The sequence below is a fragment of the Pseudomonas fluorescens genome (assembly GCF_902498065.1).
GTDB classification, from domain to species: domain Bacteria; phylum Pseudomonadota; class Gammaproteobacteria; order Pseudomonadales; family Pseudomonadaceae; genus Aquipseudomonas; species Aquipseudomonas fluorescens_BJ.
In genome coordinates this window covers 14,934-38,699 of sequence record NZ_CABVIR010000010.1, presented here as the reverse complement: position 1 = coordinate 38,699, position 23,766 = coordinate 14,934, and the positions used below count along the sequence as shown (strand labels likewise).

At 59.7% G+C, this 23,766-nt stretch carries 22 protein-coding genes; 7 read left to right on the top strand and 15 right to left on the bottom strand.

From position 1 onward, the window contains the following. Positions 1-30: 30 nt before the first annotated feature. The 3 genes from F8N43_RS26715 to F8N43_RS26705 are packed head-to-tail and all read right to left on the bottom strand — an operon-like array spanning position 31 to position 2,405. Positions 31-1,377: an ATP-binding protein gene (locus tag F8N43_RS26715; RefSeq protein ID WP_150636105.1), complete on the bottom strand. Its 1,347-nt coding sequence runs from the start codon at positions 1,375-1,377 to the stop codon at positions 31-33. Further along, the gene (locus tag F8N43_RS26710) at positions 1,374-2,051 is read right to left on the bottom strand and encodes a response regulator (RefSeq protein ID WP_008029360.1); all 678 of its coding nucleotides are present in this window, start codon (positions 2,049-2,051) and stop codon (positions 1,374-1,376) included. Before F8N43_RS26710 ends, F8N43_RS26715 begins: the two co-directional genes overlap by 4 nt. 48 nt (positions 2,052-2,099) lie before the next feature. After that, complete coding sequence (locus F8N43_RS26705) at positions 2,100-2,405, bottom strand: hypothetical protein (protein ID WP_150633344.1); 306 nt, start codon at positions 2,403-2,405, stop codon at positions 2,100-2,102. A 142-nt stretch (positions 2,406-2,547) separates the two neighbouring features. Between F8N43_RS26705 and F8N43_RS26700 the strand changes: the two genes are divergently transcribed. Continuing rightward, positions 2,548-3,339 carry a dienelactone hydrolase family protein gene (locus F8N43_RS26700; protein WP_150636107.1) on the top strand — a complete coding sequence of 264 codons (792 nt, stop codon included), beginning with the start codon at positions 2,548-2,550 and terminating at the stop codon, positions 3,337-3,339. Between the two features lie 168 nt (positions 3,340-3,507). Then, positions 3,508-4,233, top strand: coding sequence for a 4'-phosphopantetheinyl transferase family protein (locus tag F8N43_RS26695; RefSeq protein ID WP_224787860.1), 726 nt, complete (start codon positions 3,508-3,510; stop codon positions 4,231-4,233). 54 nt (positions 4,234-4,287) lie between these two features. Here the strand turns inward: F8N43_RS26695 and F8N43_RS26690 are convergent, their stop codons facing one another. After that, positions 4,288-5,898, bottom strand: coding sequence for an ATP-binding protein (locus tag F8N43_RS26690; RefSeq protein ID WP_150636109.1), 1,611 nt, complete (start codon positions 5,896-5,898; stop codon positions 4,288-4,290). Next, the gene (locus F8N43_RS26685) at positions 5,895-6,617 is read right to left on the bottom strand and encodes a response regulator (RefSeq protein ID WP_150633340.1); all 723 of its coding nucleotides are present in this window, start codon (positions 6,615-6,617) and stop codon (positions 5,895-5,897) included. Before F8N43_RS26685 ends, F8N43_RS26690 begins: the two co-directional genes overlap by 4 nt. A 733-nt stretch (positions 6,618-7,350) precedes the next feature. Here F8N43_RS26685 and F8N43_RS26680 point away from each other — a divergent pair. Continuing rightward, positions 7,351-10,245, top strand: a complete 2,895-nt coding sequence (locus F8N43_RS26680) for a ribonucleoside-diphosphate reductase subunit alpha (RefSeq protein ID WP_150633339.1) — start codon at positions 7,351-7,353, stop codon at positions 10,243-10,245. Positions 10,246-10,517: 272 nt separating this feature from the next. Here the strand turns inward: F8N43_RS26680 and flgE are convergent, their stop codons facing one another. From flgE to F8N43_RS26650, 6 genes are all read right to left on the bottom strand, one after another. Then, positions 10,518-11,837: a flagellar hook protein FlgE gene (gene flgE / locus F8N43_RS26675; protein WP_150633338.1), complete on the bottom strand. Its 1,320-nt coding sequence runs from the start codon at positions 11,835-11,837 to the stop codon at positions 10,518-10,520. 32 nt (positions 11,838-11,869) lie between these two features. Then, entirely contained in the window at positions 11,870-12,604 is a 735-nt protein-coding gene (gene flgD / locus F8N43_RS26670; RefSeq protein WP_150633337.1) for a flagellar hook assembly protein FlgD, read from the bottom strand. A gap of 15 nt (positions 12,605-12,619) precedes the next feature. Next, the gene (gene flgC, locus F8N43_RS26665) at positions 12,620-13,063 is read right to left on the bottom strand and encodes a flagellar basal body rod protein FlgC (RefSeq protein ID WP_150633336.1); all 444 of its coding nucleotides are present in this window, start codon (positions 13,061-13,063) and stop codon (positions 12,620-12,622) included. Positions 13,064-13,066: 3 nt separating this feature from the next. Continuing rightward, entirely contained in the window at positions 13,067-13,474 is a 408-nt protein-coding gene (flgB, locus tag F8N43_RS26660) for a flagellar basal body rod protein FlgB (protein ID WP_008029381.1), read from the bottom strand. A gap of 366 nt (positions 13,475-13,840) precedes the next feature. Next, positions 13,841-14,668: a protein-glutamate O-methyltransferase CheR gene (cheR, locus tag F8N43_RS26655; protein ID WP_150633335.1), complete on the bottom strand. Its 828-nt coding sequence runs from the start codon at positions 14,666-14,668 to the stop codon at positions 13,841-13,843. A gap of 46 nt (positions 14,669-14,714) precedes the next feature. Beyond that, positions 14,715-15,647, bottom strand: coding sequence for a chemotaxis protein CheV (locus tag F8N43_RS26650; RefSeq protein ID WP_150633334.1), 933 nt, complete (start codon positions 15,645-15,647; stop codon positions 14,715-14,717). Positions 15,648-15,728: 81 nt separating this feature from the next. On the opposite strand from F8N43_RS26650, the gene flgA reads away from it, so the two are divergent. The 4 genes from flgA to F8N43_RS26630 all read left to right on the top strand — a co-directional run bounded on the left by flgA (position 15,729) and on the right by F8N43_RS26630 (position 18,339). Then, entirely contained in the window at positions 15,729-16,490 is a 762-nt protein-coding gene (gene flgA, locus F8N43_RS26645) for a flagellar basal body P-ring formation chaperone FlgA (RefSeq protein ID WP_150633333.1), read from the top strand. Positions 16,491-16,657: 167 nt separating this feature from the next. Then, positions 16,658-16,984, top strand: a complete 327-nt coding sequence (gene flgM / locus F8N43_RS26640; protein WP_150633332.1) for a flagellar biosynthesis anti-sigma factor FlgM — start codon at positions 16,658-16,660, stop codon at positions 16,982-16,984. Positions 16,985-17,032: 48 nt separating this feature from the next. Beyond that, positions 17,033-17,500, top strand: a complete 468-nt coding sequence (locus F8N43_RS26635) for a flagella synthesis protein FlgN (RefSeq protein ID WP_150633331.1) — start codon at positions 17,033-17,035, stop codon at positions 17,498-17,500. A gap of 92 nt (positions 17,501-17,592) precedes the next feature. After that, positions 17,593-18,339 carry a flagellar brake protein gene (locus tag F8N43_RS26630; protein WP_150633330.1) on the top strand — a complete coding sequence of 249 codons (747 nt, stop codon included), beginning with the start codon at positions 17,593-17,595 and terminating at the stop codon, positions 18,337-18,339. A gap of 64 nt (positions 18,340-18,403) precedes the next feature. On the opposite strand, the gene F8N43_RS26625 is transcribed toward F8N43_RS26630, so the two are convergent. From F8N43_RS26625 to F8N43_RS26610, 4 genes are all read right to left on the bottom strand, one after another. Next, on the bottom strand, positions 18,404-19,774 hold the full coding sequence (locus tag F8N43_RS26625; RefSeq protein WP_150633329.1) for an MFS transporter: 1,371 nt from the start codon (positions 19,772-19,774) through the stop codon (positions 18,404-18,406). Positions 19,775-19,844: 70 nt separating this feature from the next. Then, entirely contained in the window at positions 19,845-21,086 is a 1,242-nt protein-coding gene (locus F8N43_RS26620) for a glutamine synthetase family protein (RefSeq protein ID WP_191630159.1), read from the bottom strand. 303 nt (positions 21,087-21,389) lie between these two features. Continuing rightward, positions 21,390-22,082 carry a sensor histidine kinase gene (locus tag F8N43_RS26615; protein ID WP_150633327.1) on the bottom strand — a complete coding sequence of 231 codons (693 nt, stop codon included), beginning with the start codon at positions 22,080-22,082 and terminating at the stop codon, positions 21,390-21,392. Continuing rightward, positions 22,079-23,683: a tetratricopeptide repeat-containing response regulator gene (locus tag F8N43_RS26610; protein ID WP_150633326.1), complete on the bottom strand. Its 1,605-nt coding sequence runs from the start codon at positions 23,681-23,683 to the stop codon at positions 22,079-22,081. Before F8N43_RS26610 ends, F8N43_RS26615 begins: the two co-directional genes overlap by 4 nt. Positions 23,684-23,766 lie beyond the last annotated feature (83 nt).

Genomic DNA, 23,766 nt, shown 5'->3' with positions numbered 1-23,766 from the left:
GGGGCCCGAACGAACGCTAAAGAATTCAGATCAAACCACCGGAAAATGAATCCGGAACGCCGCGCCCCCCATCGGCGAATCGCCCAGGGTCAGCTTCGCGTTGTAACTCTCGATGATGTCCTTGACCACCGCCAACCCGATGCCCTGCCCCGGATGCTGACGGTCCAGCCGTTCGCCGCGCTGCAGAATCCGCGCACGCTGATCCGGCGGCACACCCGGCCCGTCATCCTCGACGCACAACTCGACGCCGCTGAGGGTTTCGCGCACGCTGATGCGCACTTCACCGAGGCACAGGCGATAAGCGTTTTCCAGCAGGTTGCCCAGCATTTCCAGCAAGGCGCCCTGCTCGATCGGCACGTAGCATTGCTCCGGCAGATCGAAGGCCACCCGTACGCGCTTGTCGCGGTAGACCTTGTCCAGCGTATCGCAGAGGCTTTGCAGCACCGGCCGCAGCCGCACCTGATGACGCACCAGGCCGCTTTTGCGCAGGCTGGCGCGCTGCAATTGATAGCTGATCTGTTGGCTCATGCGCTCGATCTGGGTTTGCAGCAGCCAGGCCTGATCGCGATCCGCCGGGCGCTGCGCCATGTCTTCGCTGACGCCTTGCAACACGGCCAACGGGGTTTTCAGGCTGTGGGCCAGGTCGTCGAGGGAATCGCGATAGCGGCTGCGCTGTTCGCGCTCGCTGTGCAGCAAGCGGTTGAGCGAGCCGGTCAGGCGCAACAGTTCACGCGGGTGCTGTTCGCTGAGGCTTTCGCGGGTGCCGCTTTCGATTTCGTCGAGTTCCTGACTGAGCCGGCGCAATGCCTGCAAGCCCCAGGTCAGACCAATCCACAGCAACGCCAGCAGCACCAGTAAAGCGGCACCGAAACCCAGATAGAGATTTTCCCTCAGCCCTTCGAGGGTAACTTCGTACTCGCGCACCGGTTGCAGCGCAACGATGCTGAACGCCGCGCTTTTGCCGCCGAGCAGTTTGACTTCGACGTCATAGACGAAGAATTCCTGACCGTTGGCTTCGCGGATCCTCGCGAACTCGTTACCGCGCCCGTCGTAACGCGGTGTGTAGTTGATGTTCTCTTGCTGGGTACCCTTCGAGCGCCAGACCAGGTGACCTTCACGGTCGTAGATGTAGCCGAGCAAACGGCTGTCGGTGAGGTTGAAGCGCTCATCGGGCAGCTGCGCCGGCATCTGCAGGTGGTTGCCCTCGACCCGGGCGGCGGAGATCAGTGTGGTGACGTCCGACGCCAGGCGCTGCTCGATGGAATCCTGCAACGCGAGGCTGAACGCGCCCTGCATGGCCGGCAGCAACGCCAGCATGAACAACACCGCCAGGATCGTGGCGGCGAGCATCAAACGGACACGAAGCGAACGAATCAAGTGCAGCGCTCATTGAACAGGTAGCCAAGGCCACGCACGGTGTCGATCGGCTTGAAACCGGCAGGCCCCTCGAGTTTGCGGCGCAGACGGCCGACCAGCACTTCGATCACGTTCGGATCGCGCTCATCGTCATCCGGGTAGAGCTGCTCCATCAAGCGGTCCTTGGCCACCACTTGCTGGTGATGGCGCATCAGGTATTCGAGGATTCGGTACTCGTACGCGGTCAGCGCCAGAGGTTGTTCATCGAGGGACGCCTGTTTGCGATTGAGGTCCAGCAGCAACGGCCCGGCGACGATGGTCGACTGGGTGAAACCGCTGGAGCGACGCAGCAAGGCATTCAGCCGCGCGTCCAGCTCTTCGAACTGGAACGGCTTGACCACATAATCGTCGGCGCCGGCGGCGAGGCCTTCGACCTTGTCCTGCCAGTTGCCGCGCGCGGTGAGGATCAGGATCGGGAAGGTCTTGCCCCGGGAGCGCAGTTGACGGATCAGGTCGAGCCCGCCCATGCCCGGCAGGCCGAGGTCGATCACCGCCAGGTCATGGTTGAACTGCTCGGTCTGGTACAGCGCCTCCTCGGCGTTAGCCACGGACTCGACCACGTGGCCACTGTCCGTCAGGCGGGTTTGCAGGTGATGGCGCAACAGCGCTTCATCTTCGACGACCAGCAATTTCATAACGCTCTCCCGGGCAAATCAACCTCTGCTGAGGTGCAACGGCGTAGTTCAAGACAGATCATAGCGGCCCATGAGGTCCTCCTGACGGAGTTTAATGCCATTGTGAGAGACCGACACGTTGGCGTAAGTGGCGCAGTAATCGGTCTGGTGGTTTGGTTGGCCGAGCTGCGCACTCCAGGCGCTGTCATGACTGACCACGCCGTTGGTGCTGACGCTGTGCAGGACGAGGGACTTTTTCGGTCTCTCGCCGGTCTTCCCAAGAGCAAGGCTGGCGACATTATCGTCGGCAGCGAACGCCGCGGTGCTCGCGCTCAAAACGGTGAATGCCAGCAGCAGGTTTTTAAAGCCAGTCATTGGGAATGTCCTCATGCGCAGGTGCTTTGGGTACGACGCTACATTACGCACCGGCCCCTGAACTCCCCCTGAACGCACTCTGAACCTGAGCTGAACCAGATCGACTAGGCTGTGTTGACGACTTTTTGCAGGAGATCCGACCATGCGTGTATTCCTTGCCCTATTCTTGCTGGCCGTGAGCGGGCTCAGCCAGGCGACCATCCAGTCTCAGGAAATCCCCTACCAGAGCTCCGACGGCACGAAGCTGATCGGGTATTACGCTTACGACGACGCAATTAAAGGCCCTCGCCCTGGCGTTGTGGTGGTGCACGAATGGTGGGGCCTCAACGATTACGCCAAGCGCCGCGCCCGTGACCTCGCCGGTCTGGGCTACAGCGCCCTGGCCATCGACATGTATGGCGATGGCAAAAACACCGAACATCCCAAGGACGCCATGGCCTTCATGCAAGCGGCGATGAAAGACAGCGACGCTGCCGGTGCGCGGTTTCAGGCCGGGCTGGATCTGCTGAAAAAACAACCGCAAACCGATCCGGATAAAATCGCCGCGATTGGCTACTGCTTCGGTGGCGGCGTGGTGCTGAATGCGGCACGTCAGGGTTTGCCGCTGGCGGGTGTGGTGAGTTTCCACGGGGCGCTGGCGACCAAGACACCGGCGACGCCGGGCAGCGTTAAAGCGAAAGTCCTGGTGGAGCATGGTGCGCTGGACAGCATGGTGACGGCGGAGAACGTTGCGGCGTTCAAGCGCGAGATGGACAAGGCCGGGGCGGACTATCAATTCGTCAGCCTCGAAGGCGCCAAACACGGGTTCAGTAATCCGGATGCGGATCGCTTGGGCCATGGCGATCATGGCGGACCGGATATTGGTTACAACAAAGCGGCGGATGAAAAATCGTGGGCGGATATGCAGGCGTTTTTCAAAAAGATATTTGGTTGATCCGATAGACCGCAGCGCGGCCATCGCGAGCAGGCTCGCTCCCACATTGGAATGCATTTCAAATTGTGGGAGCGACGGTGCGACGATTCGACCTGCTCGCGATGGCCGCGCCGTCGATCCAAACCTTTGCACTACCCAGCCAGAGGGCAACCCGGCAAAATGCCCGACATGAAACCCGTCCCCGCCCTACCCGCCTGCTGCACCCCACTCGACGCCCATTGGCCACTGCCGTTCGTGCTGCCCGATACGGTGCTGATGAGCACGCACTTCGATCCTTCGCACCTGGCCGTCGATGACTTTCAACGCAGCGCCATCGAGCCGCCCGCGACCATCCAGCGTTCGGTCGCCAAGCGTCAGGCCGAATTTCTCGCAGGCCGGGTTTGCGCCCGCGCCGCGTTGCAGCAGTTGGAAGGGCTGAGTTTTATCCCGGCCATTGGCGAAGACCGGGCACCGGTCTGGCCCGCGCACATCTGCGGCTCGATCACCCACAGCACCGGCCGGGCGGCGGCGATTGTCGCGCAGAAAACCCACTGGCGTGGCTTGGGGATGGACCTGGAAAACCTGCTCAACCCTGAACGGGCCGAACGACTGGCCGGGGAAATTCTCACCCCGCCCGAGTTACAGCGCATGACCGCAGGCCATCGCGATCAAGTGGCGCTGCGGGTGACGCTGACGTTTTCGGTGAAGGAGAGCCTGTTCAAGGCGCTGTATCCGATTGTTCGGCAGCGCTTCTACTTCGAGCATGCCGAGGTGCTGGAGTGGACCGAGCGCGGTGAGGTGCGACTTCGATTACTGACGGATCTTTCCAGTGAATGGCGCCATGGCACCGAGCTGGATGCGCAGTTCGGGGTCAAGGATGGGCAATTGTTGAGTCTGGTCAGTATCAAGGCCTGAGGATTTGCGGTGCATGGTTTGCCCGCGATGAGGCCATCCCAGACAACGAGGGTCTCAACGCTTCTCCTGATTGCGCGGCCAACTCAGGCTAAAGCAAGCACCGCCCAGGCTCTTGCTCTTGCTGATCAACGCTCGCCCGTCATGCCAGTGAATGATCCGCCGCACGATCGACAGCCCCAATCCATGCCCGCCCGAAGCACGCGTTCGGCTGTCATCGAGACGCAGGAACGGCGTAAAGATTTTCTCCCACGCGGATTCCGGCACCCCCGGCCCGTCATCTTCGATGTCCACCCGACAACGCTGCTGCCCGACCTGATAGCTGACGGTCACCCGCGATGAGGCATGGCGCATGGCGTTGCTCACCAGGTTCTGGATCGCCCGGTGCAGGTAACGGGGTTCGGCCTCGACCCAGGCGTCATCGCAATCGGCAGCCGACAGGCACAAACCGCGCTGCACGGTGACGTCGGCGCGCAAGGGCGCCAACTCTTCGATCACTTGATTGACCAACGCATCCAGGTCAATCCGCTGGAAATTCAGCGCCGGCGAACCCTGTTCCAGCCGCGCGTAAGTCAGCATCTCGTCGACCAGACGATCAAGGTCTTCAATGTCGTGGTCCATGCCCTCGCGGTACTTCTCCAGCGCCTGCGGCGTGGTCGCCGAACCGATCATCTCCAAGCCAAAACGCAGGCGCGCCACGGGCGTGCGCAATTCGTGGGACACCGCGCGTACCAGTTCACGCTGGATCGCCAGCAACTGCTGCAGGTGTTCGGCCATGCCGTTGAACGCCGAGGCCAGGCGCCCCACCGAGTCGGCGCCGCGCGCCGGCACACGGGTTTCCAGGCTGCCTTTGGCGATGCGCGTGGCGGCCGCTTCGAGCCCGCGCAAGCGGCGCTCCAGTTGCCGCACCAAGAGATAGACGATCAAGCCGATCAGGCTCAAGCCCAGGGCAGCGATCAGCACCAGCCACTCCGGCGGGTAAGGATTCATCTGATACAACGGACCGATTTCCAGCACCCACGGCGTGCCGACCATGCCGGCAAACACCCGGATCGAATCGCCGCCCTTGCCCAGGGCCATCACCGTATCGCCTTCGGCCACCCGACGGCTCTGGTCTTCGTCCATGTCCGCTTCGCCGACCGTGACCAGCCGCAAGTCGAAACCAAACCCTTTGTCTTCTTTCAACTGCGCCAGACGCTTGGGCTGCTCGGCCACCGGCACCCGCACCAGTTCATCGGCGAGCAGGTAAATGGTCGCTCGGGCCAGTTGCTCGCTGATCTGCTGCACCTCCCCCGCGAGCACCAGTTGCTCCTTGTCGCTGATCAGTCGATAGACCTTCGCTGCATGCGGACCGGTCTGCTCCACCAGCGCCTGACCGCGCAGCACGCGGGTGCGCTGAGTCAGATCGAGGTCGGTCTGGGCAAAAGTCTTCAGCGCCAACGGAATACCGAGCAGGCGCTCCCACACCAGCAAGGCGCGATGACGCTGGGTTTCATTCATCGGCTGCAGGTTATCGGCCATCAACGAGAACGTACCGTGGGCCAGGCGCTCGCGGTACTGCTCGCTGCGCACCTGGTTGAGCATGTGCAGCGCCAGCACGCCGAGCACGGCCACCAGAATCAGCGCCGCGCACATGCCGCCATAGATACGCAGGAAGATCGAATTCACAGCGACGGGTCTACGCAGGCTTCCGGCACGAACAGGTAACCTTTGCTGCGGATGGTTTTGATCAGTCGCGGATGGTCCGGGTCATCGCCGATCTTCGGCCGAATGCGCGAGATGCGCACGTCGATGGAGCGGTCCTGGCCGTCATAGCCGATGCCGCGCAAGGCGGTGAATATCTCTTCACGAGAGAGGATGCGCCCGGCATTGGCCACCAACAGCCAGAGCAGGTCGAACTCGGCGCTGGTCAACTCGATACCGTTGTCATGCAGCCAGGCTTCACGCAAGGCGTTGTCCACCACCAGCGGGCCGAACTGCAGACGACGTTGTTTTTCCGGGACGGCTTCAGGCGCTTCACTGCGCCGCAACAGAGCCTGGATACGCGCCAGCAGCAGACGCGGTCGAACCGGTTTGCAGACATAGTCGTCGGCGCCCAGATCGAGGCCGAGGATCTGATCGGTGTCGTCGGTGCGCGCGGTGAGCATCAGGATCGGTCCGTCATATTTGCTGCGGACTTTGCGGCAAATGCTCAGGCCGTCTTCGCCCGGCAGCATCAGGTCGAGGATCACCAGGTCCGGTTTCTCCTTGATGATGCGCGCGGCCGCCAGGGCGCCGTTGCCTTCGATCGACACACGCAGGCCATTGGCTTCCAGGTATTCGCGAGTCAGTTCGGCCAGACGCTGGTCGTCCTCCACAATCAACACCTGCCAGGCTTCTTGCTCCACGGTGACCTCTGCTTGCCAACAACACTTATAAGGAAGGATCCGCCCGTCTTTTTGTAATGATTGGGGAGGATAAGAATGCATAACCATTGGCCGATTGTATAAACGTCGCTCGTCGATAACACAAGCCGGCAAATGCGTTCGGACAACCCGGTTTTTTGTGATAGGGTTCGCGCCCTTAAAAATCTGCGCGACTGTTTTCAGCGGCAGAATTCCCGTTAAAAAGGGCGCGCTCCAGCTAGGTCGCGGCCTGCACGCCGGTTCCAAATTTCACACACAATTTACACACAGGTTTATCCACAGGTAGTACGTTGCAACACCTTCCAAAACGCACTATCTTGTACCCCGGCGCCAAAAAAACCCTACATGTAGGGTTTTGACCTAAAAGCCCAACCACATTTCACACCCGGAACTCAAGTGCTTTATTGCCTGTTTCCGGTTGAACCAAGTGTCAAATTACAAGCCCAAACCGCTCATGCGGACGGCACCGTTTTTTCAGGCTTGAATGGCCAGAACGGTACGGGTGTTGCAGTCATTGCTGCTACCCGGAATGGAATCCGGTGACGAGCTCAGGTTCGTTACCAAAGACTTCGGCAGGGACGCGGCATCATTAGCCTTTTTCCTACTGTCCCGAAGTTGTTATGCCCGACGCCCGTCGGTTGTAGTGCTTCAGGACAGAACGGTGGGCACCATGAAGGTGCTCAAACAAACATAGAGAATGTGGAGACACACCCCCATGCAAACCGACACAACTCGCGAGAACCCGCAGGGCACCTTGCCGCAGGCCGCTGATTCGACTTCGGATCTGTCCGCCACCGCGCCTGGCCAACTGCGCGTGATCAAGCGTAACGGCACTGTCGTTCCTTACACCGATGACAAAATCACCGTCGCGATCACCAAAGCGTTTCTCGCAGTTGAAGGCGGCACCGCTGCCGCTTCGTCGCGAATCCATGACACCGTTGCCCGTCTGACCGAACAAGTCACCGCGACCTTCAAGCGTCGCATGCCGTCGGGCGGCACCATCCACATCGAAGAAATCCAGGACCAGGTCGAACTGGCCCTGATGCGTGCCGGCGAGCAGAAAGTGGCTCGCGACTACGTGATCTACCGTGACGGTCGTTCGAAAGAGCGCGCTGCCCACGCCCCGGCAGAAGAAGCGGTCAACGCTCACCCGTCGATCCGCATCACCCGCGCCGATGGCACCTTTGCTCCTCTGGACATGGGTCGCCTGAACACCATCGTCACCGAAGCGTGCGAAGGCCTGGAAGAAGTCGACGGCGACCTGATCCAGCGCGAAACCCTGAAAAACCTGTACGACGGCGTGGCCCTGACCGACGTCAACACCGCCCTGGTGATGACCGCCCGTACCCTGGTCGAGCGTGAGCCGAACTACTCGTTCGTGACCGCCCGCCTGCTGATGGACACCCTGCGTGCCGAAGGCCTGAACTTCCTGGGCGTCGCCGAGAGCGCGACCCACCACGAAATGGTCGACCTGTACGCCAAGGCCTTGCCTGCCTACATCGCTAAAGGTATCGAATTCGAATTGCTGAACCCGGTCCTGGCCACCTTCGACCTGGAAAAACTCGGCAAGGCGATCAACCACGAGCGCGATCAGCAGTTCACTTACCTGGGCCTGCAAACCCTGTACGACCGTTACTTCATCCACAAGGACGGCATCCGCTTCGAACTGCCGCAGATTTTCTTCATGCGCGTGGCCATGGGCCTGGCAATCGAAGAGAAGAACAAAGAAGACCGTGCGATCGAGTTCTACAACCTGCTGTCGTCCTTCGACTACATGTCGTCGACTCCGACCCTGTTCAACGCCGGTACCCTGCGTCCACAGCTGTCGAGCTGCTACCTGACCACCGTGCCGGATGACCTGTCGGGCATTTACCACGCGATCCACGACAACGCCATGTTGTCGAAATTCGCCGGCGGCCTGGGCAACGACTGGACCCCGGTTCGTGCACTGGGTTCTTACATCAAGGGCACCAACGGCAAATCCCAGGGCGTCGTACCGTTCCTGAAAGTGGTGAACGACACCGCCGTTGCCGTCAACCAGGGTGGCAAGCGCAAGGGCGCTGTGTGTGCCTACCTGGAAACCTGGCACATGGACATCGAGGAGTTCATCGAGCTGCGCAAGAACACCGGTGATGATCGTCGTCGTACCCACGACATGAACACTGCCAACTGGATCCCTGACCTGTTCATGAAGCGTGTCTTCGATGACGGCAAATGGACCCTGTTCTCGCCATCCGAGGTTCCGGACCTGCACGACCTGACCGGCAAGGCCTTCGAAGAGCGTTACGAGTACTACGAAGCCCTGACCGAGTACCCGGGCAAGGTCAAGCTGTTCAAGACCATCCAGGCCAAAGACCTGTGGCGCAAAATGCTGTCCATGCTGTTTGAAACCGGCCACCCATGGCTGACCTTCAAAGACCCGTGCAACCTGCGCAGCCCGCAGCAGCACGTCGGCGTGGTCCACAGCTCGAACCTGTGCACCGAAATCACCTTGAACACCAACAAGGACGAGATCGCCGTTTGCAACCTGGGCTCGATCAACCTGCCGAACCACATCGTCAACGGCAAGCTGGACACCGCCAAGCTGGAACGCACCGTGAACACCGCCGTACGCATGCTCGATAACGTGATCGACATCAACTACTACTCGGTGCCACAAGCGAAGAACTCCAACTTCAAGCACCGTCCGGTCGGTCTGGGCATCATGGGCTTCCAGGACGCGCTGTACCTGCAGCACATTCCTTACGGTTCCGACGCTGCCGTCGAGTTCGCCGACAAGTCGATGGAAGCGGTCAGCTACTACGCGATCCAGGCCTCCTGCGACCTGGCCGACGAGCGCGGCGCGTACGAGACGTTCCAGGGTTCGCTGTGGTCCAAAGGCATCCTGCCGCTGGATTCGCAACAGATCCTGATCGAGCAGCGTGGCCAGAAGTACATCGACGTTGACCTGAACGAATCCCTGGACTGGGCACCGGTTCGCGCCCGTGTACAGAAAGGCATCCGTAACTCCAACATCATGGCCATCGCACCGACCGCGACCATCGCCAACATCACTGGCGTCTCGCAGTCGATCGAACCGACTTACCAGAACCTCTACGTGAAATCGAACCTCTCGGGCGAATTCACCGTGATCAACCCGTACCTGGTTCGCGACCTGAAGGCTCGCGGTCTGTGGGACTCGGTCATGATCAACGACCTGAAGTACTACGACGGTTCGGTTCAACAGATCGAACGCATCCCGCAAGAACTCAAAGAGCTCTACGCGACTGCTTTCGAAGTGGACACCAAGTGGATCGTTGACGCGGCCAGCCGTCGCCAGAAGTGGATCGACCAGGCTCAATCGCTGAACCTGTACATCGCTGGCGCCTCGGGCAAGAAACTGGACGTGACCTACCGCATGGCCTGGTACCGTGGTCTGAAAACCACTTACTACCTCCGTGCCCTGGCCGCGACCAGCACCGAGAAGTCGACCATCAACACCGGCAAGCTGAACGCTGTTTCCAGCGGTGGCAACCACGGTGAAGATTCGGTCCTGGCTGCTCCTGCCGGCCCTGCTCCAGTACCGAAGGCTTGCGCCATCGACGAGCCGGATTGCGAAGCTTGCCAATAAGCTGAGCCTGTAGGCGCCGCGAGGCGCTTACCCGACAACCCCCGATCAGTCCTCTGGATTGGTCAGGGGTTTTCTTTTGCCCTGAGGAATGTGGTGACTGGTATAACGCCATCGCCAGCAGGCTAGCTCCCACATTTGATCATCTGCGCACATAACCTGCTCGCGATGGCGCCATCACAAACAACCCAACACCCGGCACACAACACAAAATCCCGGCCATAAAAAAACCCCTCTTGCGAGGGGTTCTTTGTGCAGCAATCAGCCAACCTGCATCAGGTCATCTGAATGATGGTCTGCATGATGGTGCTCTGGGTCGAAATGGTCTTGGCGTTCGCCTGGTAGTTGCTCTGCGCCTTGATCAGGTCGACCAGTTCGCTGGTCAGGTTGACGTTGGACTCTTCCAGCGAGTTGGAGTGGATCTCGCCCAACGTACCGGTGGTCGGTGCATCGTAGCCCGGGATACCCGACGCGAAGGTTTCTTTCCAACTGGTGCCGCCGACAGGCTGCAGACCCTGTTCGTTGGTGAAACTGGCGAGGGAGATCTGGCCGATGGCCTTGGTCTGACTGTTGCTGAAGTTGGCGAGCATCACGCCGCTGCCGTCGATGGTCAGGTTGGTGATCTGACCGGTGGCGTAACCGTTCTGCGAAGGAATCGAACGCGCAGTATCGGCGTTGAATTGCGTGGTTTTGTCCATGGAGACCGTAATGACGCCGGAAGTAGCGCCGTTGGCTTGCCACACACCATTGGTCACGGTGCCGGGAACCCAGCCAGTCACCTTCAGGTCAGGGCTGACGATCGGCAACGGAACGGCCGGTGTGGTGACCGAAACCAGCTTGCCCGACGTATCGAACACCATGGTCGAAGCGACCGGCGGGTTCAACGGAACCGCGGTAGGGCTAGGGTCGGTGCCATCCGGGTTGCGACCATCAATCAGGGTGTAGGTTTTCCAGGTGTTCGCACCCGTCTTGACCATGTACTGGTCCATGGTGTGCTCGTTACCTTGAGTGTCGTACACCTTGGTACCGAACTGCTTGGTGAAAGAGGCTTCTTTGGTCGGATCGAACGGGACGAGCGCCTGATTGATTTCCAGTGCGGTGGAATTCAGGTTGATCGTCGACGACACCGTGGAGGTGTTTTTCGGCGCCAGGTTCGAGGTATCGATACGCAGGTCGGTCAACACACCGTTGAGGATCTTGCCATTGGCATCCACGCCGTAGCCCTGCAGACGTGCAGTGCCATCGGTGTTGGTAACGTAACCGTCTTTGTCGACCTTGAACGTACCGGCACGGGTGTAGGACAGCGAGCCGTTGGTGTTCAGCACGAAGAAGCCGGAACCGTTGATGCCCATGTCCAGCACGTTGCCGGTGTTGTTGATGTCGCCCTGGGTGAACTGCTGGGAAACGTTGGCCAGGCGTACGCCGTTACCGATGGTTTTGCTGCCGGAACCCAGCTTGGTGGCCGAGTAAACGTCTTCGAATTCCGCACGGGACGATTTGAAACCGGTGGTCGCGACGTTGGCGATGTTGTTGCCCGTCACGTCCAGTTGTTTGTTGGCTGCATAGAGACCGCTAAGGCCGATATTGAAAGACATATTCCACTCCTTTGTGCCGGGTTAGTCGGCTCTTACATACCAATGGTTTGTACTTTGGACAGGGCAACGCTGCCCAGCCCGGCCAGATTGAGCATCAACTCACCGCCAGTCTGGCTGATGGTCACGCTGGTGACGGTGGCCGGCAGGTAGGTGACCAGCGAAGTCGCCTTGCTGTCGTAAGTCGCAGTGGCGCCGAAGGTGTACGTACCCGCCTTGGCCACTTCACCGGCTTCGTTCTTGCCGTCCCAGATGAAGCTGGCGTTGCCGGCCTTCTGTTTGCCCAGGTCGATGGTGCGGATCACCTTGCCTTCGGCATCGGTGATCTTGACCTTGACCGGATCGGCCTCGGCAGGCACGGCAACTGTACCGGTGAAGCTCTTGGTGGTGTCGACCACCGCCTTGTCGCCCGGCGCGATGACCGAACGGCCCACCAGCGACGACGCCTGCAACGCCTGGGACGAGCTCAAGCTGCCCGCCAGGTTGTTCGCCAGACCGCCCACGGTGGTGTTGAGCGTGGTGATGCCTTCCAGGCTGCTGAATTGCGCCAGCTGGGCAACGAACTCGCCGTTGTCCTGTGGCTCCAGCGGGTTCTGGTTCTTCAGTTGTGTCACCAGCAACTGCAGGAACGCGTCCTTGCCCAGGGCCTGTTTGCCGGTGGCGCTGTTCGTGGCGGCCGCCAGACCGTCGGCACTGGTGTTGGTCTTGATCGAAGAGTTGGCCAGGATGTCTTTGAGGCTAAGGCTGCTGGTGGTATCGGTAACACTCATCTGAGTCGCCCCTTATCACTGACCGAGGGTCAGGACCTTCTGCATCATGGTTTTGGCGGTGTTCATCATTTCGGCGTTGGTCTGGAACGAACGGCTCGCGGAAATCATGTCGGCCATTTCTTCCACCACGTTGACGTTCGGGTAGTAGACGTAGCCCTTGGCATCGGCCGCCGGGTGGTTCGGCTCGTAACGCGCATCCAGATTGCTCTGGTCTTCGACGACGCCCAGCACTTGCACGCCTTGACCGGCTGCCTCCTGGTTCTGGAACAGCGAATCGCTGCCGCCGCTCTGCCCGCCCTGGAACATGGTGGCGAACACCGGGTGACGCGCGCGGTAGGTCTGGTCAATGCTCGACGAAACGGTCTCGGCGTTGGCGATGTTCGAGGCCACGGTGTTCAAGCGCGTGGTTTGCGCACTCATGCCGCTACCGGCAATGTTGAAAACACTGGATAGGGACATGACTTACTCTCCGCGAAGGGCTGACATCAGCCCTTTGAATTTGCTGTTGAGCAGGGTGAAGCTGGCCTGGAAGTTGATCGCGTTTTCCGCGTAGTTCGACTGTTCCAGCTGAGCATCCACGGTGTTCTGGTCGATCGACGGTTGCATCGGCGTGCGATACAGCAGCGACTCGTCGCCATTGCCCATGCCTTCGGCTTCGATATGACGGTTGTTGGTCATGTTCAAGGCGAACGTGCCGCTCTTGGTTTTCTCGTTCTGCTCAGCGAGCACTTTCGAGAAGTCCAGATCCCGGGCCTTGTAGTTCGGGGTGTCGGCGTTGGCAATGTTGTTGGCCAGGACTTCGGCACGCTGAGCGCGGAAGCCCAGGGCTTGTTCGTGGATACCGAGCGCTTTATCGAAGCTGATGCTCATGTCGGGAAACCTTCGGGTGACCTGATTTTTCGTACGATGGACATAGCAAGCGGCGTGCCAATTTGTAAAACCCCGTAAACCGGGGCTTTGCGGGCAGGGGCAAAGCGGCAATGCCAGAAAAGCGGCAACGGGTTTCCGCCGCCTGCCGCTTTTCTGCCGCTTATCACCCCTTTCAAGAACACCGCCATCCCCTGTGGGAGCGAGCCTGCTCGCGATAGCGGTGTAACACATACATTGATGTTGGCTGACACGACGCCATCGCGAGCAGGCTCGCTCCCACAGGGTTTAGCGGTGTTGGCGGGAAATCATCAGGCATAAAAAACGGGAGCCCCTGAGGATTCCCGTTTTTTTGATACCGCCAAGCCATCACTTCGCCTGGTAAATGATCCCCGGACTGCACTGGACCATCTGGTAATGGTCCGGCAAACCGTTCAGCGCCTCGGACGCCCCGAGGAACAGATAACCGCCCGGCTTCAGCGTGCTGTGGATGCGCAACAGGATGTCTTTCTTCACCTCGGCGGAGAAGTAGATCAGCACGTTGCGACAGAACACGATGTCGAACTTGCCGAGGCTCGCGTAGCTGTCCAGCAGGTTGAACGAGCGAAACTCCACCCGACTCTTGATGGGTGCCTTGATGGCCCAGCGCCCCGGCCCTTTCGGGTCGAAATAACGCTGAAGACGCTCGGGCGACAAACCGCGGCCGATGGCCAGGCTGTCGTACTCGCCAGTCTTGCAGTTGGTCAGCATGGTGCCGGACAGGTCAGTGGCAACGATCTGCACGCCCATCTTCAACTGGCCCATGTTGACCCGCTCGAACTCGTCGATGGACATCGACAGCGAATACGGCTCCTGACCCGAAGAGCAGGCCGCCGACCAGATTCGCAAGCGCTGCCCCGGAGCCGCCTTGATGGCTTCGGGCAGCACCTTGTTCTTCAAGACTTCAAACGGATAGGTGTCACGAAACCACAGGGTTTCGTTGGTCGTCATGGCATCCACCACCATCTCGCGCAAACCGCTGCGCGGCTGGGTCTGGATGCGCTGAACCAGCTCACCCAAAGACTTGATGCCTTGCTGTTCCATCAGTTTGTTGAGACGGCTCGAGACCAGATACTGCTTGTTTTCACCGAGCAAAATGCCACAGGCTTTTTCCAGGAAGACCCGGAACTGTTCGAAATCCAAATTACCCGTAGACAATGATGCCGCCTCTTAAATCGTATTAACCACCAGGGGCAGAAGGCCCCTAGCTGATATCTGCTGCTTTGATCCGGTCGACTACCCGGGATGCCAGGTCATCAGGACGGAATTTGGCCAGGAAGTCATCGGCACCGACTTTCTTGACCATCGCCTGATTGAACACACCCGACAACGAAGTATGCAGGATGATATGAAGCTTTTGCATGCGCGGGTCGTTGCGGATCTCGGCCGTCAGCGTGTACCCGTCCATCTCCGGCATCTCGATGTCGGAGATCATCATCAGGAACTCTTCTTCCGGCTTCTTGCCCTCGTCGGCCAGCTTGCGCAGGTAATCCAGCGCTTGCCGTCCGTCGTTCAACGCCACCACTTCGACACCGACCGTTTGCAGGCAACGCGTGACCTGCTTGCGCGCCACCGACGAGTCATCGACCGTCAGCACCCGCAGCGACAGCGCCTTGTGCTGGGTTTCGACATCGACCACGCCGACGGAAATCGCTTCCGGCGTCGGCGCCACTTCCGCCAGCACTTTCTCGACGTCGATGATTTCGACTAACTGATTGTCGACCCGAGTCACAGCCGTCAGGTAATGATCGCGCCCGGTCCCCTTGGGAGGCGGATGAATCTCCTCCCAGTTCATGTTGACGATGCGTTCCACCGAGCGCACCAGGAAACCCTGGGTCTTGGTGTTGTACTCCGTGATGATCACGAAGGGATTGCTTTGATCTTTAAGCGCCCCGGAACCGGTCGCCATTGCCAGATCAAGGATCGGAATGGTCGCCCCCCGAATATTTGCCACACCGCACACGACAGGACTGGACTTGGGCATCAGGGTCAGCTTGGGGCATTGCAGCACCTCGCGAACCTTGAACACGTTGATCCCGTACAGCTGCTGGCCGTCGAGACGGAACAACAACAGCTCCAGGCGATTCTGCCCTACCAGTTGCGTGCGCTGGTTTACCGAATCCATTACACCAGCCATGCCCAGACTCCTACACCAACGCTAAGTGTGTTGCGACGCACATTCATCACTAAACGGCACGGCGCTTGCTTTTTAACTCTTATGAACACAGAACCGACATTTTTCCGACGCCTGACATCCTTCTTCCGCAGATTGCTCTGTGCGGTGCCGGCCGTTTGCCTGTTCAACGCTGGCAGCCCTGCCCTTGCTGACGCGGTTACCTTGCCTGACATGCTTATCGGCGTCACCCAGGGCTTTCTTGAATTCACCGTAGAAGACTACCTGGCTACCAGTCAAACGGAAGGTCGCTACGAAATCCAGGTAAACCAGCTCGACTCGCGTCTGCGCATGCCCATGTGCGACAAGGAATTGACAGCCAGCCTCGAGAGCCCGGCCAAGCCGCTGGGACGGGTAACGGTCAAGGTTCGCTGCGAGGGCTCATCACCCTGGACGGTCTTCGTACCCGCTCAAGTCCGCCTGTTTCGCGATGTTGTGACCGTCACCCGGCCCCTGCGCCGCACCGGGATTGTCGAGCCCGATGACGTGATGTTGCGCGAGCGCGACATCAGCCTGCTTGGCCAGGGCTACCTCACGTCTGTCGACCAGGCGATCGGCCAACGACTTACCCGACCAATGGTCACCGATCAGGTAATTACCCTCGTCCATCTCGAACAGGCGGAAGTCATTCGCAAAGGCGATCAGGTGGTGATTACCGCTCGCAGTGGTACGCTCAGCGTGCGAATGCCCGGCGAGGCCCTGTCCAATGGCGGCATGGCCGAGCAGATACGCGTGAAAAACCTCAATTCGAGAAGGGTCATCAAGGCGCAAGTGACCGCGCCGGGTCAGGTGGAAGTGTCCATGTAGGATTCTCTGTTCGTGAAGATGTGGCGTTGGCCGAGGCTGTTCCCTAAACTGTGCCGCATGCAGGAGAAGTGCTGGCGCATGCGGGCTCATTTGATAAATGAGTCTAAAGTTTTCACAGGGAGAGCCGAAAACATGGCAAGCGTCCAAATACTCAGAGGTTTTTTACCATGGTCATCGATTTCAGCCGTTTGAACAGCTCCTCGTCACTTACGGGCAGTACACGTACCAGCGTTGCCAAGGAAACCGCCGAAGCCGGCAAATCCGCGCCGCTGACTACCCCGGCCGAACAGGCCACTGCCGTCAAAAGCGGGGAATCGGTACACCTCAGCCATGAGGCTCAACAGTTGCAACAGGTCACTGACAAGCTGCGCGATCAGCCTGCCGTCGACAAAGCCCGCGTGGCCGAGTTGAAAGCAGCGATTGCCGATGGCAGCTATAAAGTCGACAGCAACCGTGTAGCCAGCAAACTGCTCAACTTCGAAGCCCAGCGCTAGGCCACGGCCCGCGCCAGGCTTTTGGACGCTTAAAACCCAAGGCCAGCCATGCACGACACTAATTTACTGCAACTGATCACCGACGATTTTGCTCCGGCGCAACACTTGCTCGAGTTACTGCAAACCGAGTCCCTCGCCTTGCACGGTCGCGACATGCCACTGCTCGAAGAAATTCTGGCGCAGAAACAGGCATTGATCATTCTGCTTGAACAGCATGGCCGCAAGCGCAGTGAAATCCTCGCCAGCCTCAACCTGCCCACCAATCGCGACGGCCTGGAGCAATTAGCCAGCCACTCGAGCATTGGCGAGCAGTTGCTGGCCCAAAGCGATGTGCTGACCGATCTACTGGCTCAATGCCAGGCGGCGAACGCCAATAATGGCCAGTCAATCCTGGTCCAGCAGGCCGCCACGGCCAATCAGCTGAAAATCCTCACCGGCGGTGAACCGCCAGCGCTTTATGATGCCCGCGGATCAACCGCCAAGCTTGCGAAGCCGCGCCCGCTCAGTCAGGCTTGAGCCCGCAAATGACCACGCCCTATCAAGACTAGCAACATGCTGGCAATATAATGGCCAGCCGTAGTCATATTTTGTCTGGAGATTGATGAACCGTGTCCAATGCCTTAAACGCGGAAGATGCCCCGCAGCCACCCAAGGTGCTTACCACACCGTTGGAAATCTCCGGCAACCTGCGCCAACTACAAGACAGCCATGATCCGCTGATTATCACGTTCCACGAGCGCACCCAGCGCTTCCAGAGCTATCTGGTGGACGTGGACCGCGAGCGCGGTACCATTGCGCTCGACGAAATGATCCCGCGTGACGGTGAACGCTTCATGCTGGCCGGCGAACCATTCAAGGTCGAAGGCTTTCACGAAGGCGTGCGCATAGCCTGGGAAAGCAACGGTCAACTGACCATCGACGAGTCCGGTGACAGCCGCTGCTATCGTGGCCCGCTGCCAGATGAAGTGGTTTATCACCAGCGTCGCAACGCTTTTCGCGCAGCCTTGAAGCTGGCTCAACTGGTCAACGTCGATCTCGACGGTGAAAAGCTCAAGGCGCCGATCAGCGGCAAGCTGCTGGACATCTCTGCCACGGGCTGCAAGTTGCGCTTTGAAGGTGACATCACCGAAAGCCTGCAACTGGGCCAGGTCTACGACCGCTTCTCCGCCGCCCTGCCTTTTGGCAAAATGACGGCGCCGGTCGAACTGCGTTACCTGCACTTTGAAGAAAGAATCTCCACCACCTTCGCCGGCATCCGCTTTCACAACATGAGTGGCCTGGTGCAGCGCCAGGTCGAGCGGTTCGTCTATCAGCTTCAGCGCGAAGCACGACGCTTCGACAAAGACGACCTGTAATTCGAATCGGCATGAAAAACGGGCAGTCCCTTGCGGTGACTGCCCGTTTTTTTATGCCTGGGTTTTAAGGCCTGGCCTCGGTGAAGCTTTGCTCGCGGCCCGAGTCAGGGTCCTCCGCAGGTGGAGTGGCGGGTGTCTCGGCCTCCGGTTCAGGAGCGGCATCAGGATTGACCGGGGTTTGCATCTGGTCCTGCACCACTTGTTCATCGACCCGCGGATCAAGGCAAGCCACCAGCGGCGAACTCGACATGCTGTCCGGCATGGCGACGTGATGCAGCGGCGCATCGTCGACCTGATGCAGATTGGTCACCGCTTTCGGGCGGATCCGCCACACAAGCACCAACGCGAAGAAACTGAAGAAGGCATAGAGCATCTGACTGCCGAACATCTTCATCAGTACCCCGGCAACCAACGGCCCGATACTCGCACCGACGCCGTAGGTCACCAGCAACATCGCCGTCAGTGACACCCGCCGGTCAGCCTCGACGTGGTCATTGGAAAACGCGACCGCCAGCGGGTACAGGCAGAACTTCACCAGCGAGCAGATAAAACCGGTGATGAACAACACCTCCAGCGGCACCTGTTTCATGACCGCCAGCGGCAACGCGCCAACGGCCAGCACCAGCGCAAAACAGCGGATCAACAGCGCCCGGTCATAACGGTCGGACAACCAGCCCAGCGGCCACTGCACCAGCAGGCCGGCAAAAATACAGCTACCCATGAACAGACCGACCTGCTCCGTGGACAACCCTTGCTGCGAGGCATACAACGGCGCCAAACCGTAGAACGAACCGATGATCAGCCCCGCCCCCAGCACCGTGCTCAATGACTGCGGCACGCGCTTGATAAAGAACCGCGGCTCCATCGGCGCCGGGTGCAGGGGCGCCGGGTGAATCCGCCGCGTCAGGGCCACCGGCACCAGGCACAGGGCAAAGCACAGGGCGACCAGCATCAACAGCTCCAGACCGAGGCCCGGGTGCATGACCAGAATCAATTGCCCCAGCACCAGGCCAAGATAAGAAGCGATCATGTAACCGCTGAACACCGCCCCGCGCTGCGAGGCTTCGGCCTGCTCATTGAGCCAGCTTTCGATGACCATGTACTGGCACATCATGCCGAGACCGACGATGACCCGCAGGAATAACCACGCCGGCAGCCAGTCCACCAGACCGTGGCCCAACACTGCGGCGCCGACAATCCCGGCGCAGGCCGAATAGGCACGGATATGCCCGACCCGGGCAATCAACCGGTGACCGATCTTGCCCCCCAGCACCAGGCCGAAATAGTTGGCCGCCATCAACGCACCGACCCACAGGCTGTCGACATGGTCGGCCGCCAGGCGCAAGCCCAGGTAAGTACTCAGCAAGCCGGAGCCGATCAACATCATCAGCGAGGCAAAATACAGCGCTCGAAAGGGTTTCCAGATTTGGCGCATCGGCGTTCCGAGCGGCTCCTTGCGGTGAGAAACGGGCTATCCGAAAAGATAGCCCGAAGACGAAGGTTCGTCAGGCCTGGGCGGCTAAAACACGGCGTTCCCAGGGTGTAATTTCATCAAAGAAGCTGGTCAACTCCATGGTCTTCGAAGCGACGTAGCCTTCGATGAACTCCTTGCCGAACAGTTCCTTCGCCAATTGGCTACGTTTCAGACGCTCGAGTGCGGCATGCAAGGTACACGGCAACGAAAGATTATCCGGCACCTCGAATTCGCCCTGAATCGCTTCGCTCGGCTCCAACTGGTTTTCAATGCCATACAACCCTGCTGCCAGACTCGCGGCGATCGCCAGATACGGATTGGCATCCGCCCCCGGCAAGCGGTTCTCGACCCGACGAGCGGCCGGCGAACTGGCGGGAATACGCAAACCGGCCGCGCGATTGTCGTGGGACCAACAGGCATTGTTCGGTGATGCGAACGGATGGCACAAGCGCTGATAGGAATTCACGTTCGGCGCGAACAACGCGGTGAAATCCGCCATGCCAGCCTGCTGGCCGCCAATGAAGTGACGGAAGGTCGCCGTCGGTTCGCCGGCCGCGTCGCTGAACACGTTACGCCCGCTGCCGATCTCGACGATGCTTTGATGAATGTGCATCGAACTGCCTGGCGTGTGTGCCAGCGGCTTGGCCATGCAGACCACTGTCAGCCCATGTTTGAGCGCCACTTCTTTAAGCAGATGCTTGAACAATAAGGTCTGGTCAGCCAGCAGCAATGGATCACCGTGCAACAGGTTGATCTCGAACTGAGTGACGCCCATTTCGTGCATGAACGTATCGCGCGGCAGACCGAGGGCCGCCATGCATTCATAGACTTCACTGAAGAACGGCCGCAAGCCGTTATTGGAACTGACACTGAACGCCGAATGACCGTCCTCGCGTCGACCGTCCAGGCCCACCGGCGGCTGGAACGGTTGCGTCGGATCGGTGTTGGGTGCGAAGACGAAAAACTCCAGCTCGGTGGCCACCACCGGCGCCAGCCCCAGGGCGGCGTAACGCGCGATAACTGCCTTGAGTTGACTGCGAGTCGACAGACAGGAGACTTCGCCCGTCAGTTCGTCGGCATCGCAAATGGCCAAGGCCCGCGGCTGCGTGCTCCAGGGCAAGCGGTGGATCTGCGCAGGATCAGGCACCAGCGCCAGATCGCCGTCATCGCTGCCGTAAAAGCGCGCTGGCGGATATCCGCCCATGATGCATTGCAGCAGCACACCCCGCGCCATCTGCAAACGCCGCCCCTCGAGAAAGCCTTCGGCCGTCATAACCTTGCCACGGGGCACGCCGTTCAGGTCCGGCGTAACACACTCAATCTCATCAATGCCCGTCAGTCGCTGTGCGAGTGAGCGCTGGCCATCGGTTGTCATGACGCAATCCTTTGTAGTTGTGCAAGCCGCGAACGGCGACCCGTACAAAATAGGCACCGCGTGTTCGGAATATCAAGCACTCAACCTACAAATAACTTCGCCCTCTGTGGGAGCTGGCTTGCCAGCGATGGGGCCTTTGGATTCTGCGTCGATCTTCTGGACGCCATCGCTGGCACGCCAGCTCCCACAGGATTCTTGCGCTCAGGGAAGATAGAGGCTGAACACGCCACCGCCCAACGGGCCGCCGTTGCTGATTTCAGTGTGCCCACCGATACCGTTGCGCTGATGCAACGCAGCAATCCGACCGGCGAAATACAGACCCAGGCCGGTGCTGCCGCTGCTGTGGTTAATGCCCTGCACGTAATCGGCCTGACGCTCGATCATCTCGGCCGGGTAACCCTCGCCATCATCGTTGATGGTCAGCACCAGTTGCCCGGCCTCGTCGCTCACCGTGATCAACAATGCGTTACGAGCGTAACGGATGGCGTTGTTAATGCTGTTGGCCAGCACCGATGCAATCAGCTCGCGGTCGAAGAAACCCAACGGGCTCAGCGGGTCCACTTCGTAAGTCGCCATGATGCCGCGACTGGCGAACACGTCCTGATGGCAGGCCAATTGCGCTTCGATGAAGTCATCCAGTTCATGGTAAGCGGGCTGCAACGGCATCTGGTTGACGCCGAGTTTGTACAGCCCCAGCAACTGCACCAGCATGCCGTTGAGGTGAGCGAACTCGAACTCGATCACGCCCTGCTCCGGGGTGTGCCGCGCCGGGTCGGGCAAGCGCGCCAGCCATTGGCTGTGCGCCTGCATCAGCATCGCCAGAGAGTTCTTCATGTCGTGCACGGTGGAAGCAATCACCGTGGAGAAATCCAGTGTCGGGTTGTCTTGGCTCATCCGCTGAACGCCTTGATTTTCAGTTTCTGATAACGCGCATACCGCGCATCGGTGTCGGGCATCAGGCCGACCGTTTTCAGGCAGGCGCGACATTCTTCAAGCTCCGCCGACGGCACGCTGGTATCGGTGCCATGCAGTAGCGATTGCGCCATGTTCAACGCAATACTGATGTTCTTCGGTTGCAACGCCAGGGCTTTACGGAACACCGCCCGCGCCTCCACCAGGTTGCCGGTCTTGTACACCCGCACGCCTTGACGGTTGAGCTCCGCCGCATCGTTGCCGGAGTTGAGGATGCTCGGGTCGTCGGTCAGTTTGGCGATGCCCTGCATCACCGCCGGATCGTCGCCATAGATTTCCGCGCAGTTTTTCAGCATCGAAGCACCGGCGTCAGCCTGACCGAGCATTTGCAGTTGCTTGGCCACCAACAGTGCCGCTTCGGCACTCATGAACTGCTCCATGCCATCGAGGCGCAACATCGCTTGCTCGGTGAGCTTTTCCGCAGTTTCGGCGTCGTTGAGCAACAGGCTGGTGGCCTTCATCAGCCGTGCACGAATCTGCAGGCCCGGGTCGGAAGGGTTTTCCTTGGCCACGGCACTCAGCGTGGTGTTGATTTCCAGCCGGGTCCGGGTATCCAGGCCCTTTTCGCTGCCCTTGCTGATCAACGCATGGGCGAGGCCGAGGTTGCTTTCGGCGTCCTTGAAACGGGATTGGGCGCCCTGGCTGACGGCCTGACGATAGGCTTTGGACGCGGTGTCGAAATCTTCGTTGGTCATCGCCAACTTGCCCAGCAACGCTTGCCTGCGCACGGCCAGCGGCGACAAACGAATCGCCTCCTCCAACACCCGCTGCGCAGCCTTGGTGTCGCCTTCGGCGACCAGCACGTCAGCCATGCCGTCATAGAGCGCCGGCATCATCGGGAACACTTTCAAGGCTTTTTCGTAGACGCCCTTGGCCTGGCTGACCTGCCCCCTCTTGAACAGTAACTGGCCCAGCCCGGCAAACGCCCATGGCAAAGGCCGGTCGGCAATGATGCCGTCGTAGAGTCGCTCCAGCGCCTCGTTCTGATTCAAGTCGCGCAAGGCATCGGCGCGGTAGCGCAGGCACAGCGGCGAGTAGCGGATGTCCTGCTTGCACAAAGCGATGCAGGCATTGAGCACTTCAACCGGTTTACCGCGATCGAGCGCCTGCAGGATCGGCTTGAGCAAGGTCTTGCGCTGCTCCAGACGCTCCAGGCGCTGAGCCAGGCCGGAACGGTTGAACGGCTTGGTCAGGTACGCATCGGGCTCGTGTTCCAGGGCACTGAGCACCATCGCCTGGCTGGTCTCGGCGGTGACCATGACGAACACGGCTTCATGACTGATCAGCTTCTCGATCATCAGGTCTTCGAGGACCTGCTGACCGTTCTTCTTGCCATCGCCGAGGTGAAAATCCTGCAGGATGAAATCGTAGGACTTCTGCGAACACATGCGCAGCGCCTGCTCACCCGTGTCCGCGGTGTCCACATCCTTGACGCCCAGCTCACGCAGCATGGACCTGACGGAACTGCGAAAATCCGAGAAATCATCGACGATCAGAAAACGCTTTTGGTGATACGACAGCATCGAAGATTTCCAGACAATTTTAAGAAGAAGATCATGACTGTCCGGGTTATCGGCCAGCAGGGGCATTTGCTTGAAGAAATGGG

Bases quoted from the DNA above. Each gene is read 5' to 3' on its own strand.
- flgB (WP_008029381.1), bottom strand. From the start codon at position 13,474: ATGAGCATCAGCTTCGATAAAGCGCTCGGTATCCACGAACAAGCCCTG.
- F8N43_RS26650 (WP_150633334.1), bottom strand. From the start codon at position 15,647: ATGGCTGGTGTAATGGATTCGGTAAACCAGCGCACGCAACTGGTAGGG.
- flgA (WP_150633333.1), top strand. From the start codon at position 15,729: ATGAACACAGAACCGACATTTTTCCGACGCCTGACATCCTTCTTCCGC.
- flgC (WP_150633336.1), bottom strand. From the start codon at position 13,063: ATGTCCCTATCCAGTGTTTTCAACATTGCCGGTAGCGGCATGAGTGCG.
- F8N43_RS26610 (WP_150633326.1), bottom strand. From the start codon at position 23,683: ATGCTGTCGTATCACCAAAAGCGTTTTCTGATCGTCGATGATTTCTCG.
- F8N43_RS26620 (WP_191630159.1), bottom strand. From the start codon at position 21,086: ATGACGGCCGAAGGCTTTCTCGAGGGGCGGCGTTTGCAGATGGCGCGG.
- F8N43_RS26710 (WP_008029360.1), bottom strand. From the start codon at position 2,051: ATGAAATTGCTGGTCGTCGAAGATGAAGCGCTGTTGCGCCATCACCTG.
- F8N43_RS26705 (WP_150633344.1), bottom strand. From the start codon at position 2,405: ATGACTGGCTTTAAAAACCTGCTGCTGGCATTCACCGTTTTGAGCGCG.
- flgD (WP_150633337.1), bottom strand. From the start codon at position 12,604: ATGAGTGTTACCGATACCACCAGCAGCCTTAGCCTCAAAGACATCCTG.
- F8N43_RS26625 (WP_150633329.1), bottom strand. From the start codon at position 19,774: ATGCGCCAAATCTGGAAACCCTTTCGAGCGCTGTATTTTGCCTCGCTG.
- F8N43_RS26695 (WP_224787860.1), top strand. From the start codon at position 3,508: ATGAAACCCGTCCCCGCCCTACCCGCCTGCTGCACCCCACTCGACGCC.
- flgM (WP_150633332.1), top strand. From the start codon at position 16,658: ATGGTCATCGATTTCAGCCGTTTGAACAGCTCCTCGTCACTTACGGGC.
- F8N43_RS26680 (WP_150633339.1), top strand. From the start codon at position 7,351: ATGCAAACCGACACAACTCGCGAGAACCCGCAGGGCACCTTGCCGCAG.
- F8N43_RS26615 (WP_150633327.1), bottom strand. From the start codon at position 22,082: ATGAGCCAAGACAACCCGACACTGGATTTCTCCACGGTGATTGCTTCC.
- flgE (WP_150633338.1), bottom strand. From the start codon at position 11,837: ATGTCTTTCAATATCGGCCTTAGCGGTCTCTATGCAGCCAACAAACAA.
- F8N43_RS26635 (WP_150633331.1), top strand. From the start codon at position 17,033: ATGCACGACACTAATTTACTGCAACTGATCACCGACGATTTTGCTCCG.
- F8N43_RS26700 (WP_150636107.1), top strand. From the start codon at position 2,548: ATGCGTGTATTCCTTGCCCTATTCTTGCTGGCCGTGAGCGGGCTCAGC.